General features: G+C 65.4%; 14 protein-coding genes. 11 read left to right on the forward strand and 3 right to left on the reverse strand.

What is annotated here, in order from left to right; translation table 11 throughout:
- The first annotated feature begins 97 nt into the window (after positions 1 to 97).
- On the forward strand, positions 98 to 691 hold the full coding sequence (locus IEW22_RS02805; RefSeq protein WP_188585079.1) for a TetR/AcrR family transcriptional regulator: 594 nt from the start codon (positions 98 to 100) through the stop codon (positions 689 to 691).
- Between the two features lie 115 nt (positions 692 to 806).
- Here IEW22_RS02805 and IEW22_RS02810 read toward each other — a convergent pair whose 3' ends face one another.
- Positions 807 to 1,661, reverse strand: coding sequence for a type IV toxin-antitoxin system AbiEi family antitoxin domain-containing protein (locus IEW22_RS02810; protein WP_188585080.1), 855 nt, complete (start codon positions 1,659 to 1,661; stop codon positions 807 to 809).
- A 261-nt stretch (positions 1,662 to 1,922) separates the two neighbouring features.
- Here IEW22_RS02810 and groL point away from each other — a divergent pair, with 261 nt between their 5' ends.
- Positions 1,923 to 3,548: a chaperonin GroEL gene (groL, locus tag IEW22_RS02815; protein ID WP_188585081.1), complete on the forward strand. Its 1,626-nt coding sequence runs from the start codon at positions 1,923 to 1,925 to the stop codon at positions 3,546 to 3,548.
- 160 nt (positions 3,549 to 3,708) lie between these two features.
- Here groL and IEW22_RS02820 read toward each other — a convergent pair whose 3' ends face one another.
- Positions 3,709 to 4,359 carry a TetR family transcriptional regulator gene (locus tag IEW22_RS02820; RefSeq protein ID WP_188585082.1) on the reverse strand — a complete coding sequence of 217 codons (651 nt, stop codon included), beginning with the start codon at positions 4,357 to 4,359 and terminating at the stop codon, positions 3,709 to 3,711.
- A 355-nt stretch (positions 4,360 to 4,714) separates the two neighbouring features.
- On the opposite strand from IEW22_RS02820, the gene IEW22_RS02825 reads away from it, so the two are divergent.
- Positions 4,715 to 6,160, forward strand: coding sequence for an MFS transporter (locus tag IEW22_RS02825; RefSeq protein ID WP_229742124.1), 1,446 nt, complete (start codon positions 4,715 to 4,717; stop codon positions 6,158 to 6,160).
- Between the two features lie 41 nt (positions 6,161 to 6,201).
- On the opposite strand, the gene IEW22_RS02830 is transcribed toward IEW22_RS02825, so the two are convergent.
- Entirely contained in the window at positions 6,202 to 7,947 is a 1,746-nt protein-coding gene (locus IEW22_RS02830; protein ID WP_188585083.1) for an HNH endonuclease signature motif containing protein, read from the reverse strand.
- A 289-nt stretch (positions 7,948 to 8,236) separates the two neighbouring features.
- Between IEW22_RS02830 and IEW22_RS02835 the strand changes: the two genes are divergently transcribed.
- The 8 genes from IEW22_RS02835 to ppk2 all read left to right on the forward strand — a co-directional run bounded on the left by IEW22_RS02835 (position 8,237) and on the right by ppk2 (position 15,064).
- The gene (locus IEW22_RS02835) at positions 8,237 to 8,914 is read left to right on the forward strand and encodes a DsbA family oxidoreductase (RefSeq protein WP_188585084.1); all 678 of its coding nucleotides are present in this window, start codon (positions 8,237 to 8,239) and stop codon (positions 8,912 to 8,914) included.
- A 1-nt stretch (position 8,915) separates the two neighbouring features.
- On the forward strand, positions 8,916 to 9,869 hold the full coding sequence (locus IEW22_RS02840; RefSeq protein ID WP_229742125.1) for a tyrosine-protein phosphatase: 954 nt from the start codon (positions 8,916 to 8,918) through the stop codon (positions 9,867 to 9,869).
- Positions 9,870 to 9,969: 100 nt separating this feature from the next.
- Entirely contained in the window at positions 9,970 to 11,046 is a 1,077-nt protein-coding gene (locus IEW22_RS02845) for a phosphotransferase enzyme family protein (RefSeq protein WP_188585085.1), read from the forward strand.
- Positions 11,047 to 11,125: 79 nt separating this feature from the next.
- Positions 11,126 to 11,908, forward strand: coding sequence for a GntR family transcriptional regulator (locus IEW22_RS02850; protein WP_188585086.1), 783 nt, complete (start codon positions 11,126 to 11,128; stop codon positions 11,906 to 11,908).
- A 208-nt stretch (positions 11,909 to 12,116) separates the two neighbouring features.
- Positions 12,117 to 12,797, forward strand: coding sequence for a DUF4166 domain-containing protein (locus tag IEW22_RS02855; RefSeq protein ID WP_188585087.1), 681 nt, complete (start codon positions 12,117 to 12,119; stop codon positions 12,795 to 12,797).
- Positions 12,798 to 12,892: 95 nt separating this feature from the next.
- Positions 12,893 to 13,336, forward strand: coding sequence for an SRPBCC family protein (locus IEW22_RS02860; RefSeq protein ID WP_188585088.1), 444 nt, complete (start codon positions 12,893 to 12,895; stop codon positions 13,334 to 13,336).
- A 128-nt stretch (positions 13,337 to 13,464) separates the two neighbouring features.
- The gene (locus IEW22_RS02865; protein ID WP_308421355.1) at positions 13,465 to 14,058 is read left to right on the forward strand and encodes a DUF6764 family protein; all 594 of its coding nucleotides are present in this window, start codon (positions 13,465 to 13,467) and stop codon (positions 14,056 to 14,058) included.
- 46 nt (positions 14,059 to 14,104) lie between these two features.
- Complete coding sequence (gene ppk2, locus IEW22_RS02870; protein ID WP_188585089.1) at positions 14,105 to 15,064, forward strand: polyphosphate kinase 2; 960 nt, start codon at positions 14,105 to 14,107, stop codon at positions 15,062 to 15,064.
- Positions 15,065 to 15,070 lie beyond the last annotated feature (6 nt).

The raw sequence follows: 15,070 nt of genomic DNA on the forward strand, positions 1-15,070 counted from the left end.
CAAGGTGCGCGTGCGGCGATGGAGCGAGTTAATGCAAAGACGATTGCATTAGAGACCTTACGGAGAGTGGTGTCCTAATGCAAAGTTCTTTGCAATAATGGGCGGCATGACGACCACGAGTGCGCGTAGTGACGCCGACGTCGCGCGCCGTCCGGGTGGCCGGAGCGCGCGTGTGCAGCAGGCTGTCTACGCCGCTGTCGGCGCGCTGAGCGGGCAGGGGCATCGCGACACGATGACCATTCCGCAGGTCGCCGAGCGGGCCGGCGTCAATCCCTCGTCGATCTATCGGCGCTGGGGGTCGATGGAAGCGCTGCTCGAAGAGGTGGCGGTGGCCGCGCTCACCCGAGATGACGAGCCGCTGCCCGACACCGGTGATCTGCGCGGCGAACTCGAGCTGTGGGCAGTGGCGATCGTCGAGGACATCACCCGACCGCAGCGTGTGGAGTACCTGCGCGCGATGGTGGCCGGACGCAGCGGCGCACTCGTGGAGTGTCCGTGCTGGGGGATCCGCCAGGAACAGGCGCAGCAGATGGTCGCGCGGGCGGCCGCTCGTGGCGAGCGGGTGCCGCAGGCCCGGCAGATCCTCGACCACATCATCGCGCCGCTGTATCACCACGTGGTGTTCGGAATCCCCACCGACGCCGATCACGCTCGGGAGCTGGTCGCCGACGTGGTCGCGATGTTCGACTGATCCGTACAGTGCGCAAAATGGTCACCTGAGCGAGTCGTTGTCGATATATGTCGCCAACGGCCCGCTCAGGTGACTGATTTGTATACGGGCGGCAGTACCCAAGAAGCCGGTGGTCTCAGGAAGCCGGGGGTAGGCGACGGTGTGCACGTCGGCGGATCAGGTCGTCGATCGCCGATTCCACTGCCGGCCAGTCGTGGACCACCTGGTTGTAGGAGATTCGCAGCACCACATACCCCATGGCAATGAGCTTGCGATCGCGTTCGCGGTCGGCTTCGTAGTCGTGTGAGCTGGTGTGGTGGGCGCGACTGTCGATCTCGATCACCAGGGAGTCGCCGACCAGCAGGTCGACCCGGCCGACACCGGCGATCGTCACCTGGGGTCGCACGACCAGTCGCTTCGAGCGCAACCTGACCCGGGCCATCGTCTCGGTCCCCGATTCGGCACGGTCGCATCGGTCGAGCAGTCGTGCGATCCGCTCGGGCGCCGCACGCAGCGCCGACCGGATCTCGTCGAGGTTCATCAGCCCCACGTTGACCAACGAGTCGCACACCACGATCAATCCTTCGGCGTCGAGACATTTCGCCGCGTAGCGCAGTGCCACCTCCGGGGCGTCCAGCGCTGCGTCGACTGCCGGTGCGCGGCCGAAGCTGCGACACATCCGAGGGCTGTCGAGACCCCGGCTGCTGGTGCGCACGTGGACCGTCCCGGAGACAGTCCGATCCGACCCGGGAACCCAGACACCGTGGGTGCGCAACGCCGAGACGCAGGTCAGCGCACCTCCGGCCGACACGGCCGCCGCTACGTCGGGGTCGAACACGCGGCCGCGGTACCAACCGTGACGCAGCCGGTCCAGCTCGCCGCGGCGTACGAGAGACTCAATGTTCGAGCGGTTGGCGCCGGCGCGGGTGAGCTGCCGGACGCTGCACACGCCGCGGTGTTGCGCGAGCAGTCGAGCGATGTCGGGGGTCATATCTGCCGAGCCTGGTCGCCGTGCGGCGGCGGCAACAGTCGTTCACTCGTAGCCTGTGGATAACCGTGGTGTCCACGCCTTCCGCTTGACCTTGCACTCACCAGTGGCGAGTGCTAGAAACGACCTTGGCACTCACGTACTGCGAGTGCTAGGTCGGGACGGTGAGATCGGGTCCCACATGACACGTCCGGTCGTCCGTCGCGGGCACCGAATCCGGCCAGAGAACTTTAGTGTCACCCCCTATCGGAGGATCACTTCACAATGGCCAAGCAGATCGCGTTCGACGAAGAGGCACGTCGCGGCCTCGAGCGGGGCCTCAACAGCCTCGCCGACGCAGTAAAGGTGACGTTGGGACCCAAGGGCCGCAACGTCGTTCTGGAGAAGAAGTGGGGCGCCCCCACGATCACCAACGATGGTGTGTCCATCGCCAAGGAGATCGAGCTGGAGGACCCGTACGAGAAGATCGGCGCCGAGCTGGTCAAGGAAGTCGCCAAGAAGACTGACGACGTCGCCGGCGACGGCACCACCACCGCCACCGTTCTCGCCCAGGCTCTGGTGCGCGAGGGCCTGCGCAACGTCGCGGCCGGCGCCAACCCGCTGGGCCTGAAGCGCGGCATCGAGAAGGCCGTCGACGCGGTCACCGAGTCGCTGCTCAAGAGCGCCAAGGAGGTCGAGACCAAGGAGCAGATCGCTGCTACCGCCGGTATCTCGGCAGGCGACCCGTCCATCGGCGAGCTCATCGCCGAGGCCATGGACAAGGTCGGCAAGGAAGGCGTCATCACCGTCGAGGAGTCCAACACCTTCGGGCTGCAGCTGGAGCTCACCGAGGGCATGCGCTTCGACAAGGGCTACATCTCGGGCTACTTCGTGACTGATGCAGATCGTCAGGAAGCCGTCCTCGAGGATCCCTACATCCTGCTCGTCTCGAGCAAGATCTCGACCGTCAAGGACCTGCTGCCGCTGCTGGAGAAGGTCATCCAGGCCGGCAAGCCGCTGCTGATCATCGCCGAGGACATCGACGGCGAAGCGCTGTCGACCCTGGTCGTCAACAAGATCCGCGGCACCTTCAAGTCCGTCGCCGTCAAGGCTCCGGGCTTCGGTGACCGCCGCAAGGCCATGCTGGCCGACATCGCCATCCTCACCGGTGGCGAGGTCATCAGCGAAGAGGTCGGCCTGTCGCTCGAGAGCGCCGGCATCGAACTCCTCGGCCAGGCACGCAAGGTCGTCGTGACCAAGGACGAGACCACCATCGTCGAGGGCGCGGGCGACCCCGAGGCCATCGCCGGACGCGTGGCCCAGATCCGCGGCGAGATCGAGAAGAGCGATTCCGATTACGACCGCGAGAAGCTGCAGGAGCGCCTGGCGAAGCTCGCCGGCGGTGTTGCGGTGATCAAGGCCGGCGCTGCCACCGAGGTGGAGCTCAAGGAGCGCAAGCACCGCATCGAAGATGCCGTGCGTAACGCCAAGGCCGCTGTCGAAGAGGGCATCGTCGCCGGCGGTGGCGTGGCCCTGCTGCAGTCCGAGCCGGCCATCACCGGCCTGTCGCTCGAGGGCGACGAGGCCACCGGTGCCAACATCGTCAGCGTGGCGCTGTCGGCTCCGGCCAAGCAGATTGCGATCAACGCCGGCCTCGAGCCCGGTGTGGTCGCCGAGAAGGTCCGCAACTCCCCGCTGGGCACCGGCCTCAACGCCGCGACCGGCGAGTACCAGGATCTGCTCGCTGCCGGCATCAACGACCCGGTGAAGGTCACCCGCTCGGCGCTGCAGAACGCAGCTTCGATCGCGGCTCTGTTCCTCACCACCGAGGCCGTTGTCGCTGACAAGCCGGAGAAGAACCCGGCTCCGGCTATGCCGGGTGGCGACGAGATGGGCGGCATGGGCTTCTGATCTCGTCTTCGACGAGGAGGGGCTTCTGATCTAGCTATCAGAGTTCAACGCTCACAACGCAATACACAACCGAAGGCCGGTCACCCGATGGGTGGCCGGCCTTCGGCGTGTCTGGCTCTCTGTGGTGTCTGGCCCTGTGGGTGTCTGCCGGTCGCGTCGATCAGCCCGAGATCGCGCGAAACGCGGCGTAGGTCTCGTCGAGTGAGGCGATCGCAGCTGCGGTGTCGGAGTTCCCCGAGTCGGGGCAGCAGTCCCACCGTTCGAGCGCGAGATGGATCAGTGTCGACCATGTGGAGATGATCACGCGCACGCGCAGATCGTCGGGGGGCAGCCCCATCCGTTGCGCGACCACGTCGCCGATGGCTGCCATCTTGCGTTCACCGATCTCGCGTCCGCGCGCATTGACCGAGGGAGCGGTCTGCATGATGCGGTTCATCTGCTGCATGCGCAGCAGTCGCGCGGAGCGTTCGGCGGCGTCGCCCTCGGTGCCGAACATCTGGCGATGCGAGTTGACCAGGGCCTCGATCTCGTCGCCGGTCTTCGGCTGGGCGGCCAGCGCGGTCCGCACCTCGGTGATCATGTCGTCGGCGGGGGCGAGCACCACGTCCTCCTTGGTGGAGAAGTAGCGGTTGAACGTGCGGGGGGAGACGTCGGCCGCCTCGGCGATGTCCTCGACGGTGGTGTTGTCGAATCCCCGCTCCTCGCACAGTCGTAGCGCCTCGGCGACCAGCCGGTCGCGAGTCTGCTGCTTCTTGCGTTCACGCAGTCCCGGGACCACAGGTCTTCCGGGGGAGGACTCGACTGTGCTCACAGTGCCGCAGTTTAGTCCGCTGACCGCGATTTTTCGACAGAAGCAGCCATATGTCTGATTCCGCAAATTGTCTGTTGACGACTTCTGTCTGACTCTGCCACTATTGGGTCACCCCGCAGGGTGTCCGAGTGAGCTACCACGTCGGGCCGTGCGGACGACCGCCGTCGACGTCGGTCATCTCTCACCATCGAGACGATTCGAGAACGCTGTGACCACTGAATCTTCTGACCTCACTGAATCTTCTGAACCCTTTACGGCCACTGAGCCTGACGCTCGTTCTGGAGGCGCCACGGCACCCGCACACGAGGCCGCTCGTTCCTCGTCGCGCCGGTGGTGGGCGCTGGGCATCATTGCGTTGGCCCAGCTGATCGTGGTGCTCGACGCCACGATCATCACCATCGCACTTCCCTACGCGCAGAGGGACTTACACATCTCTGACGCGAGTCGCCAGTGGGCGCTGACGGCGTACACATTGATTTTCGGCGGCCTGCTGTTGCTCGGTGGGCGGCTCGCCGACTATCTGGGTCGTCGACGAATGTTCTTGATCGGCCTGGCTGGATTCGCGGTGACCTCGGCCTTCGCCGGATTGGCGTGGAACACGGCGTCGTTCTTCGCCGGGCGCGCCATGCAGGGGTTGTTCGCGGCGATGCTCGCGCCTGCCGCGTTGGCGCTGATCGCGGTCACCTTCACCGATCACCGCGATCGCGCACGTGCTTTCGCGGTGTACGCGGCTGTCTCCGGTGGGGGTGCGGCGATCGGTCTGATCGCCGGCGGAGCCCTGACCGAGTACCTGTCGTGGCGGTGGACATTGTTGGTGAACACCCCGATCGCGCTGGTCGCGGCGGTGGGCGCGTTGTTCCTGGTGGTGCACGATCGTCCGGTGGTGACGCAACGTGGCTACGATCTGGCGGGTGCCGTAACCGTCACGGCCGGTCTGGTGTCGTTGGTGTACGCCTTCACCCGCGCCGAGGAAGTCGGTTGGGGTGCTGCATCGACTATCGGGCTGTTCGTGGCTGCGGCAGTATTGTTGGTGGCGTTCGTCGCGATCGAGGCGACTGTGTCGAATCCGCTTCTGCCGCTGCGTATTCCCGGTGAGATCAACCGGGGCGGTGCGTATCTGGTGTCGTTGATCGTACCGATCCCGATGTTCGCGATGTTCATGTTCTTGAGCTTCTATTTCCAGAACACCCTAGGGCACAAGCCTCTTGACGCCGGTCTGCTGTTCCTTCCTTTCCCAGTGACATTGATCATCACTGCGGGGGCGGCGAGTTCCCTGTTGCCGCGGGTCGGTCCGAGGCCGCTCATGCTGACGGGGACCGCGCTGGCTGCTGTCGCGCTGGTGCTGCTCGCGCAGCTCGACTCCGACTCGACGTGGGCGGCCAACGTTCTGCCCTCGGAGATCCTGATGGCGCTGGGCATGGGTTTGGTGTTCGTGGCGATGCAGAGTGTCGGTCTGCATCGCATCGATCATCGGGATGCGGGAGTCGGTAGTGCGCTGCTGAACACCACGCAGCAAATCGGAGGTTCGGTGGGGCTGGCCCTGTTGTCGACGATCGTCGCCAGTGCTCTCGCCCATCATCACGGTTCTCGCATGACGGTGAATCCCTCAACAGGGCAACCGGTTCCGGTGGATCCGGCTGCATTCAAGGCCGCGAGCATCGCCAGTTATGATGTGGCCTTCTACTGGGGAGCCGGATTCATGACGCTCGCGCTGATCGTATCGGCGGTGACCATCCGCATGTCGCGACACGACCTCAACGCTGCCGGCGAGAACCCTGCCGGTGAGGCGCTGGCGGTCTGACACCGGACGGTGAGCGGCCTCGCCGCGGTGACTCACCACCGTCAGAATGGTGGTGGGTCATCGGCGGCGCTGGTCTGTTGTTCTTTGCCTGCGTGTTCGCGGTGTTGGCGGTTGCGTTCTCGTTCCTGGCGTCGGCGGGCGTGTGTGTCTGCCAGGCGTGGTCGGCGTCTGGTGGGTGACTCTGGGGTGTTCGGTTGTGGTGGTGGGTGTTTCGGCGGTGGTTCGGGGTCGGTGAAGGTGATGTCCCGCAGAGTTGGGAACAGGTCATCGCCGGATTCGGCGTAACCGTGGATGGTTGCACCGTTCTGGGTGTAGAAGACCTGTCGGGCTTTGCCGTTCTCGTCGATGTACTGGTCGTCGAGGAACACACCGTCGGTTTTCATCTGGTGATGCATCCGGCACTTCGTGGCCAGCCCTGCCGCGGTGGTCTGGCCACCAGCCGCGGGATTGTCGTGGTCGTATTCATGCACGTGATCGAGATCCCCGGCGAAAGCGGGCTTGTCGCAGCCGGGCACCGTGCAGTAGCCGTCACGGATTCGGATGAACAGGTTCATCGCGGTGCTGGGCCGGTAGGGGTCTGAGGGTAGGTGCGGACGCAACGGCGTGCCGTTGGGGTTGATCGGTCTGATGACCGCCCCGGCGCGTTTCGCCAACTCCCGCACGTAGTCACCGGAGATCACACCGTAGCCAGCCATGAACCCGACGCCGGAGTGGCGCGGGGAATAGGCTCGCTTGGTCGTGGGCTCGGGCTTCGTGGGTGCCGACTCCTCGTCGGAAGGACTGGACTCGGCTGCCGACTCTGGTTCAGCAGCAACAGAATCAGCAGATTCCGTGTTGTGGCATTCGCGAGTCTCTGTGCTGGGTTGTGCGCCGTTGGCGTCGAACAGTGCGGGCTCGGCATCGTCGGCCTCAGCAGCAGCTTCTGTCGCTTCCGGCTCCGGATCATGCAGGGTCGCGGCCTCGGTAATCACATGAATGATCACTTGCGCTTCAGCGGCTTGCACCATCGCCGGCGCGGGAATCGTGGCATCACAATCGTCACCACGATCGCATTGGCACTCGAACACGTCCCCCGACAACAGTGCGAACACGGCATCCGACCGGCGGGCCCCGTCACGTCGCGGATCAGCGTCGCACACACTGTTCGCGAGGGCATCGACACGGGCTGCGGCGATGCGCACGTTTTCGGCGGTCATGGAGGCATGCAGCACAGCCATGCCGTCGGTCGCGTTCTCGGCCCACACCCGACGGCTTTCTTCCGACGCCTTGCGGCGTTCACGCACCGCGGCGGGGTCGTGGCGGAACACGATCCGATCACACACATCCCGCAGGCGTTGCAGCGACCAGCTCCCTTGCCGCCGCAACGCCTCCGCCAACTCACCATCGACCAGGGGCGCATACTCTTGGCCGCCGACCAGTGCGGTGCGGGCAATGATCGTGCGGATATGTCCGCCGGTGATCACCCCGTCATGCAGGCAGTGCGCGACCTGCGGCAGGCCTGCGAACAGGTGCGCGGCGTCCATCAACTCGGTTTCCACGCCGGCTTGACTGCGACCGAGCATCATCGCGATCTCGTTCGCCGCGCGGGTGTGGGCGTCGTAGACACGGCGGTCTTCCTCGGCATACGGCGCGACCAGTCGTTCGAAGACTTCGGCCATTGCCCGCAATCGGTGCCACTCCATCAACGCACCCGCACGTCGCGCCCGAACGACCACCTCGCCCAGACCGGCGGCATCCACCTCATCGAGAGATTCGGGCAGCCCCAACACCGAGAGATCCGGCTCCACGCCAACAGACTCTGACTCAACTAGAGACATCGGAACCCCCTCCCGGTGGACGAACAAGAGTCGAACCATCTATCGAATACATGTTCGAGTCTACCGAGAAAAACCCACCCCGACAAGGGAAAACAACACCGAATCACGAACAAGCCCAAGATCATTCACGTGAATGACACGACGTGACGCCGTGTCTTGTTTCAGGAGATGGGTGACGGTTGTTGTGTCAGGGCTTTGGTGTCGGACGCCGTGTTCTGTCGGGCGGAATGCGCCTCCACCAGCGCACGTTGACACCGACATGAGTCAAGTCACTGTCGACGTCTGGTCCGACATCGCCTGCCCGTGGTGCTACATCGGAAAGCGGAAGTTCGAAGCCGGTGTGGCGCAGTTCGGCGATCCCGATTCGGTGAAGGTCACCTATCACAGCTTCGAGTTGGCGCCGGATACTCCTGTCGACTTCGAGGGCTCTGAGCTGGACTTTCTCGCCCAGCACAAGGGCATGCCACCGGCGCAGGTGAAGCAGATGCTCGCCCAGGTGAGCGGGATCGCCGCCCAAGAGGGTCTGGACTACGACTTCGATTCGGTGCGTCACACCAAGACCCTCAAGGCGCATGAGCTGCTGCACTTCGCCAAGTCGCAGGGTCGTCAGGTGGAGATGGCCGAGCGGTTGTTCTCGGCGTACTTCACCGAAGGTGCTCACGTGGGTCATGTGGACGACCTCGCCGATCTCGCCGCCGACATCGGACTCGATCGCGACGCCGCGCTGGCGGCGCTGACGACGGGCGAGTACGCCGACGCCGTGGCCGCCGACATCGACACCGCGCGCGGCTACGGCATCAACGGTGTCCCCTTCTACGTGATCGACGGACGCTATGGCGTCTCGGGTGCACAGCCGGCCGAGGTGTTCGCCGACGTGTTGCGCACCGTCGCCGCCGAACATGCGGCGTCGGGCGAGCCGGTCGGGGAGGATGCCTGACATGGCCGAGAATCCGCCCAACCCCAGCTTCCAGATGATCGGTGACGCTTCGGCTCCGGTGTGTGTCGACGGGGTGTGCGCCGTCCCGACCCCGCATGACGATCCCATCGATCAGACAACCACCGATCAGACAACCACCGAGCAGACTGCCCCTGGTGCACCGAGTCCGGTACCCAGCCTGCCGAATCTGCGTGACCTGGGCGGATACCTCGGACATGACGGCCGGCGGGTCGCATCAGGAGTGCTGTACCGCTCGACAGACTTCCGCTTTCTCGACGACGACGACATCCCGGCCTTCGCCGATCTGGGTATCGCGACCGTGTACGACCTGCGTTCGGCCGCCGAACGCACCGAACTTCCGGACCCCGACATGCCTGCGGTGACCGACGTGCATCTGGACGTCCTGGCCGACCTGGCATCGGCGATCCCGGCGAATCTCGGGAAGATCTTCACCGATCCGTCGTCGGTGGCCCAGGCGAGTGCCGCGCTCTCGGATGGCAGCATCGCCGCGCACGTCGCGCAGACCTACCGGGAGATGATCACCCTGCCGAGTGCCGTCAGCGCCTACCGGCGGTTCTACCAGGGCATCCTCGGTGACCATCTCGGACCGGCACTGGTGCACTGCACCACCGGCAAGGATCGGACCGGCTGGGCCAGCGCCTCACTGTTGACGCTGCTCGGTGTCTCGCGCGACGACGTCTTCGACGACTATCTGCTCACCAACCAACGGCTGCTCCCGGCACTGCGACCGCTGTTCGACCGGTTCGCCGAGGCGGGCGGCGACCCGGATTCGCTGCTGCCGGTGCTGGGCGTCGACCCCGCGTATCTCGAATCATCCTTCGATGAAGTTAACGTACACTTCGGAAACATCGAGGGCTATTTCGTCGACGGCCTCGGGCTCGGTGACGACGCACTCGAGCAATTGCGCGCGAAGTATCTGGTCGCCGCCGCGTGATCAATGCCGACACAGCGGCGAGATCTGTCGTGTCGAATCGAGATCTGTCGGGTTGAATGATGTCGTCCCGGTCGACCAGTATGGCCTGCGAGGAGGTGACATGACGACGTCGATGGACCACGCGAAGAAATTCGCCGCGGTCGCGGCGAGCGCTTTCGGCCTCGCCGATGCTCGTCTCACCTGCTTGGGCATGAGCGAGAACGCCACCTTCCTGGCCGAGGACGGCACCGAGCGCATCGTCCTGCGCGTCCACCGCCCCGGCTATCACTCGCGGGTGGCAATCGAGTCCGAACTCGACTGGATGACCGCACTGCGCCGTGACACCGGCATCGCCACTGCCCAGGTGGTGCCGGCGCTCTCGGGCGAGCGGGTGATCGACGTACGTCCCGGTGGGTCGGAGGTATCCCGGTTCGTCTCGGCCTTCGGCTTCATCGAGGGCGCCACGGCCGAGGAGCGCCCCGATGCCATCGGCTATCGCGACCTCGGGGAGATCACCGCCACCATGCATGACCATGTGCGGTCATGGACTGTGCCACAACACTTCTCGCGGTTCCGCTGGGATCTGTCGACCACACTCGGTGCCGCCGGACGCTGGGGGAGATGGCAGGATGCGCCAGGGATGACACCCGAGTACGCGGCGGCGATCGCTCCGGCTGTCCGGCTCGTGGCCTCCCGTCTGCGCGACTACGGGACGACGCCGGACAGGTTCGGACTGGTCCATGCCGACCTGAGGCACTCGAACCTGATGCTCGACGACGCCGGCGAGATCACGGTCATCGATTTCGACGACTCGGGCTGGACATGGCTGCTCGCCGACCTCGCCGCAGTGGTCTCGTGGATCGAGGGCAGTGACGAGGCCGAGGAGATGATCGCCGAGTGGATGCGCGGCTACCGATCGGTTCGCGTGCTCGACCACGTGCACCGGGCGATGGTCCCGACCTTCGTGATGCTTCGCCGGCTGATGCTCACGGCGTGGATCGGCACACATCCCGAGGCCGACATCGCCCGCGTGGTCACTGACGGATTTGCCTGCGGTACAGCAGATGTGGCGCAGCGCTATGTGTCGGACAGTCACTGGCTGGCCGATGCATGTGACGTGTCGACGCGAGTGATCGCCTCGACGGACACCGGAATGTCCATTGCTGTGGGAGAGGCGGCGATGGCGGCCTCCGGCTGATTCGGTTCATCGACCGGCACGGGGGTGCCGGTCGACATACACACCGGCCGCTCGACGGCCGGCTTCTGTGGGGGAAGCAATGCAGGAAACGCAGGGGGGACCTGTCGCGGAGAACGTACGGCGACAGATCATGGCGATGATGGCCTCGGGTCAGCTCGCACCCGGGGATCGACTCGGTTCCGAACGGGAAATGGCGGCGCTGTTCTCGGTCTCGCGGTCGACGCTGCGCAGCGCGCTGCTGCCGCTCGCGCACGCGGGAATCATCGAACGCCGGACCGGTCGTGGCGGGGGAACCTTCATACGCCACGACATCGTCACGCGCGATGCCGCGCCGATAGCAGCGGTCGACGTCGCGGTCCAGGGTGCGCAGCCGGTCAGGACCACGAGGGTGCTGGGCACCGAGCGACGGCCGGCGACGGATCTGGAGGCCACCACCCTGGGTATCGCGCTGGGTGAGCCCGTCATCACCGTCCACCGGTTGCGCTCGGCCGACGACCTTCCGCTCTCGCTCGAATGGGCATGTATGCACGCGGCGAAGGTGCCCGACCTGCTCGAACAACCGCTCGGCGGATCGCTCTGCGAGCTGGTCCAGGTCCGCTACGGGCTCTATGCGGAGTCGGCGAGCGAGTCGATCGAGGTGGTGCCCGCCGACGACGACCAGGCGGCGTGGCTCGGTGTGCCCGTCGGCGCGCCGCTGTTGTCGATCACCGCACAGATGACGGATGCCGCCGGGACGGCGCTGGTGTACGGGCGCGACCTCTACCGCGCCGATCGCATCCGGCTGCGCGCCAACCCCGGACTCGACATCGATCGGGAGATCATCGGGACCGACGGCCGGGTCGAGCGGCGAGTCAGTGCCTGATCTGCGACAGGCCTGAGCCGCGACAGCCGGATCGGCGCGTCCCGACGACCGGTCGGCATCTCCTCGCGCAACCGCCGGACTCCGCGCGCAGGGCGTAGTACGGTACTGGTCCGGGCCGGATTGTCGCGTATGTGAGCATTTCACGACGGTCCATGGCCGACGACCGGTCGGCCGAGGAGATGTCTGCGACGGGGGTGATCTTCGGGCCATGACCGCGGTCTATCGCACAGCACTCGGAGGCGACTTCGACAACCTGCACCCCAATCTGCAGTGGCGCTACAGCATCGACTCCGCGTCGGGGGTCGCGCAGATGGTCAGCGGGATCATGGACTCGGTGTATTGCTCGCCGAAGCTGCCCGGTCCGGTGAAGAGTTTCCATCGTCGGCGGCATTCGCTGGCCATCCGTTCGAGCCGGCTCGTGCCCTTCGAACAGGGCAACTACTGCTACCGCGACGAACTCGGCCGCGAATGCCTCGCGGTGTTGCGGACCTTCGGTTTCGGTCCGGGGGATCAGTACCTCAACTCGGTGCTCGTCGACGACCCGACCGGACTCGTCGACTACTTCGGCGACGGACCCGAATACCTCTACCCGATCACCCCCTCGGTGACCGTGGACGGCGGACTCCTTCTCGAGACCGGACCGATGCGCTGGACGAGCACCGTCGGCCCCAACATCGGACTGCGCGGTCTGCTCGAACTCTCGATGCGGTATCGCGAATGGTGGCAGGACGACGAGGACCGCTTTCGGTGCGAGGCCGTGGTGACCAACCCGATCATCGGCGAGGTGTTCCACTACCGCGGCTGGTTCACCGCCGTCGACCGGCCCTGCACCATCGGTGACATCCCCGACGAGGCGTGGCCGCTGCGGCTCGAGCGCCGCACACACTGACCACCACCGGCCGCCTCCGGTCACCGGTGACGTGCCGGGAAGCGTTTGTCGAACCTGCGTCGAGGCGAGCGCCCCGACCGGTAGATTGCACTTCCATGACTGTGAGCGCGAAGACCGATTTCGAGATCGAGGCAACCCCGGATGCGGTGATGGGCGTCTTGCTGGACGTGGAATCGCTGCCCGAATGGTCGGACCCGCACAAGTCGGTGGAGGTGCTCGAACGCGACGACGATTCCCGGCCGTCACTGGTACGCATCGAGGTGTCGATGATCGGCCTCTCCGACCAGCAGACGCTGCGCTACTCGTGGACCGACAACACCTGTGAGTGGGAGCTGGTGGAGTCGAAAATCCTTGACACACAACATGGTCGCTACGAGGTGACACCCAGTGGTGACGGATCTCATGTGGAGTTCACCCTGGAGATCGACCTGAAGATCAAGGTGCCCGGCCTCGTGGTCAAGCGTGGTCAGAAGATCGCCGTGGACACTGCGGCCAAAGGGCTCACCAAGGAAGTGCAACGCCGCACCGCCGCCGCCTGAATTCGTTACCTGACCGATGCCGTCGGAGCCGGGTGTGCGGTCGGCGGGAGGGTAGCCTCGTGATGCCCGACCGAGTGCGGGTGTCAGATCGACAGCAACAGGTGGAGTGGTTCGTGGGTGTTCGCGGCGTGGTCGTCGGAAATAGTGGAGCAAGTCGTCGAAGCGGCCGGGGCCGGCTGGCCCGCCGTATTCTTGCAGTAGGGCTGATTGGTTCGGCTGCAACGACTTTGGCGGTTCTGGGGGAGGGTGCGGCACAGGCCGCACCGAATTGTTCGGCGGCGAACTCTCAAGAACATCACCTCACCGACGACGGTGGCTGCGGTGCGATCGCCGACGCGACCAGCTCGGCGCGCGCGATGAACCTCGGGGACGGCGGTATGGCCGTGGCGGTCGCCAAGACCGGCGGTAACGCCAACGCGATCAACATGCAGCCCAACTCCAGCGCGCTCGCAGGTGCCGACACCCGCGGCTACTCGTTCTCGGTCACCACCGGCCCCGGTGGTAACTCGCTGGCCCGCGCACACAACGGCGGAGTGTCGGTGGCACTGGCCGGCTGGGGCGGCCGCTCCTATGCCGGTGACGGCGGCGCGCGCTGCGCCGGTGGTTTCGCCGGTGCCTTCGACTCGACCAGCGGGCAGTTCTGCCTCGGCGGTGGCTCGCTGTGGCTCGGCGATCCGACCGGCGGCGTGAAGCCTGTGGGTCAGGTAACCCAGCCGCGCTGATGATTTCGGCGTCGGGTAGTCGTGCATCAGCGTTTACGCTTACCTCATGAGTGAGACTGCACCGCAGGTCGACATCGACGCACCCCTCTACCCCGACTTCAGCAAGGTCTCGGGCCGCCAGGCACTGCAGGATCTCGTGGACCTGCACGACACCACGAACTTCGAGGTCGACGACAACGACGACGACGATCCGGTGCTCATCACGTTGCCGACGCGCAACGTGGTGGACACCTGGCGTGAGGACTACCCCTATGACGAGCGCATGAAGCGTTCGGAATACGAGGCCACCAAGCGGTTGCTGCAGATCGAGATGCTCAAGCTGCAGCAGTGGTCCAAGGAGACCGGACAGCGCCACATCATCGTGTTCGAGGGGCGCGACGCCGCCGGCAAGGGCGGCACCATCAAGCGGTTCATGGAGCACACCAACCCACGTGGCGCGCGGGTGGTGGCGCTGGAGAAGCCCACCGAGAAGGAATCGACTCAGTGGTACTACCAGCGCTACATCCGGCACTTCCCGTCCGCCGGTGAGGTCATCCTGTTCGACCGGTCCTGGTACAACCGGGCCGGTGTCGAGCGGGTGATGGGGTTCTGCACCGACGCGCAGTACGAGGAGTTCATGCGTCAGACTCCCGGATTCGAGAAGATGATCGTCGACGACGGCATCAGTCTGGTGAAGTTCTGGTTCTCGGTGACACCGCTGGAACAGCGCACTCGCTTCGCGATCCGCCAGGTCGACCCGGTCCGCCAGTGGAAGCTGTCGCCGATGGACATCGCTTCCCTCGACAAGTGGGATGCCTACACCGCGGCCAAGGAAGCGAATTTCGCGGCGACCGACACCGACTGGGCACCGTGGACGGTGGTCAAGAGCAATGACAAGAAGCGCGCCCGCATCAACGCGATGCGCTATGTGCTCAGCAAATTCGAATACGAGGGCAAGGACCACGAGATCGTGAGCGAACCCGACCCGCTCATCGTCAGCCGCGCCCGGGACACCATCGGCGAGTAGGAGCCA

The organism is Gordonia jinhuaensis (assembly GCF_014639795.1).
In the GTDB taxonomy this organism is placed as follows: Bacteria; Actinomycetota; Actinomycetes; order Mycobacteriales; family Mycobacteriaceae; genus Gordonia_B; species Gordonia_B jinhuaensis.

Excerpts from the sequence above, each read along its gene's own strand:
- IEW22_RS02805 (WP_188585079.1), top strand. The coding sequence starts at position 98 with ATGGGCGGCATGACGACCACGAGTGCGCGTAGTGACGCCGACGTCGCG.
- IEW22_RS02810 (WP_188585080.1), bottom strand. The coding sequence starts at position 1,661 with ATGACCCCCGACATCGCTCGACTGCTCGCGCAACACCGCGGCGTGTGC.
- groL (WP_188585081.1), top strand. The coding sequence starts at position 1,923 with ATGGCCAAGCAGATCGCGTTCGACGAAGAGGCACGTCGCGGCCTCGAG.
- IEW22_RS02835 (WP_188585084.1), top strand. The coding sequence starts at position 8,237 with ATGAGTCAAGTCACTGTCGACGTCTGGTCCGACATCGCCTGCCCGTGG.
- IEW22_RS02840 (WP_229742125.1), top strand. The coding sequence starts at position 8,916 with ATGGCCGAGAATCCGCCCAACCCCAGCTTCCAGATGATCGGTGACGCT.
- IEW22_RS02845 (WP_188585085.1), top strand. The coding sequence starts at position 9,970 with ATGACGACGTCGATGGACCACGCGAAGAAATTCGCCGCGGTCGCGGCG.
- IEW22_RS02850 (WP_188585086.1), top strand. The coding sequence starts at position 11,126 with ATGCAGGAAACGCAGGGGGGACCTGTCGCGGAGAACGTACGGCGACAG.
- IEW22_RS02855 (WP_188585087.1), top strand. The coding sequence starts at position 12,117 with ATGACCGCGGTCTATCGCACAGCACTCGGAGGCGACTTCGACAACCTG.
- IEW22_RS02860 (WP_188585088.1), top strand. The coding sequence starts at position 12,893 with ATGACTGTGAGCGCGAAGACCGATTTCGAGATCGAGGCAACCCCGGAT.
- ppk2 (WP_188585089.1), top strand. The coding sequence starts at position 14,105 with ATGAGTGAGACTGCACCGCAGGTCGACATCGACGCACCCCTCTACCCC.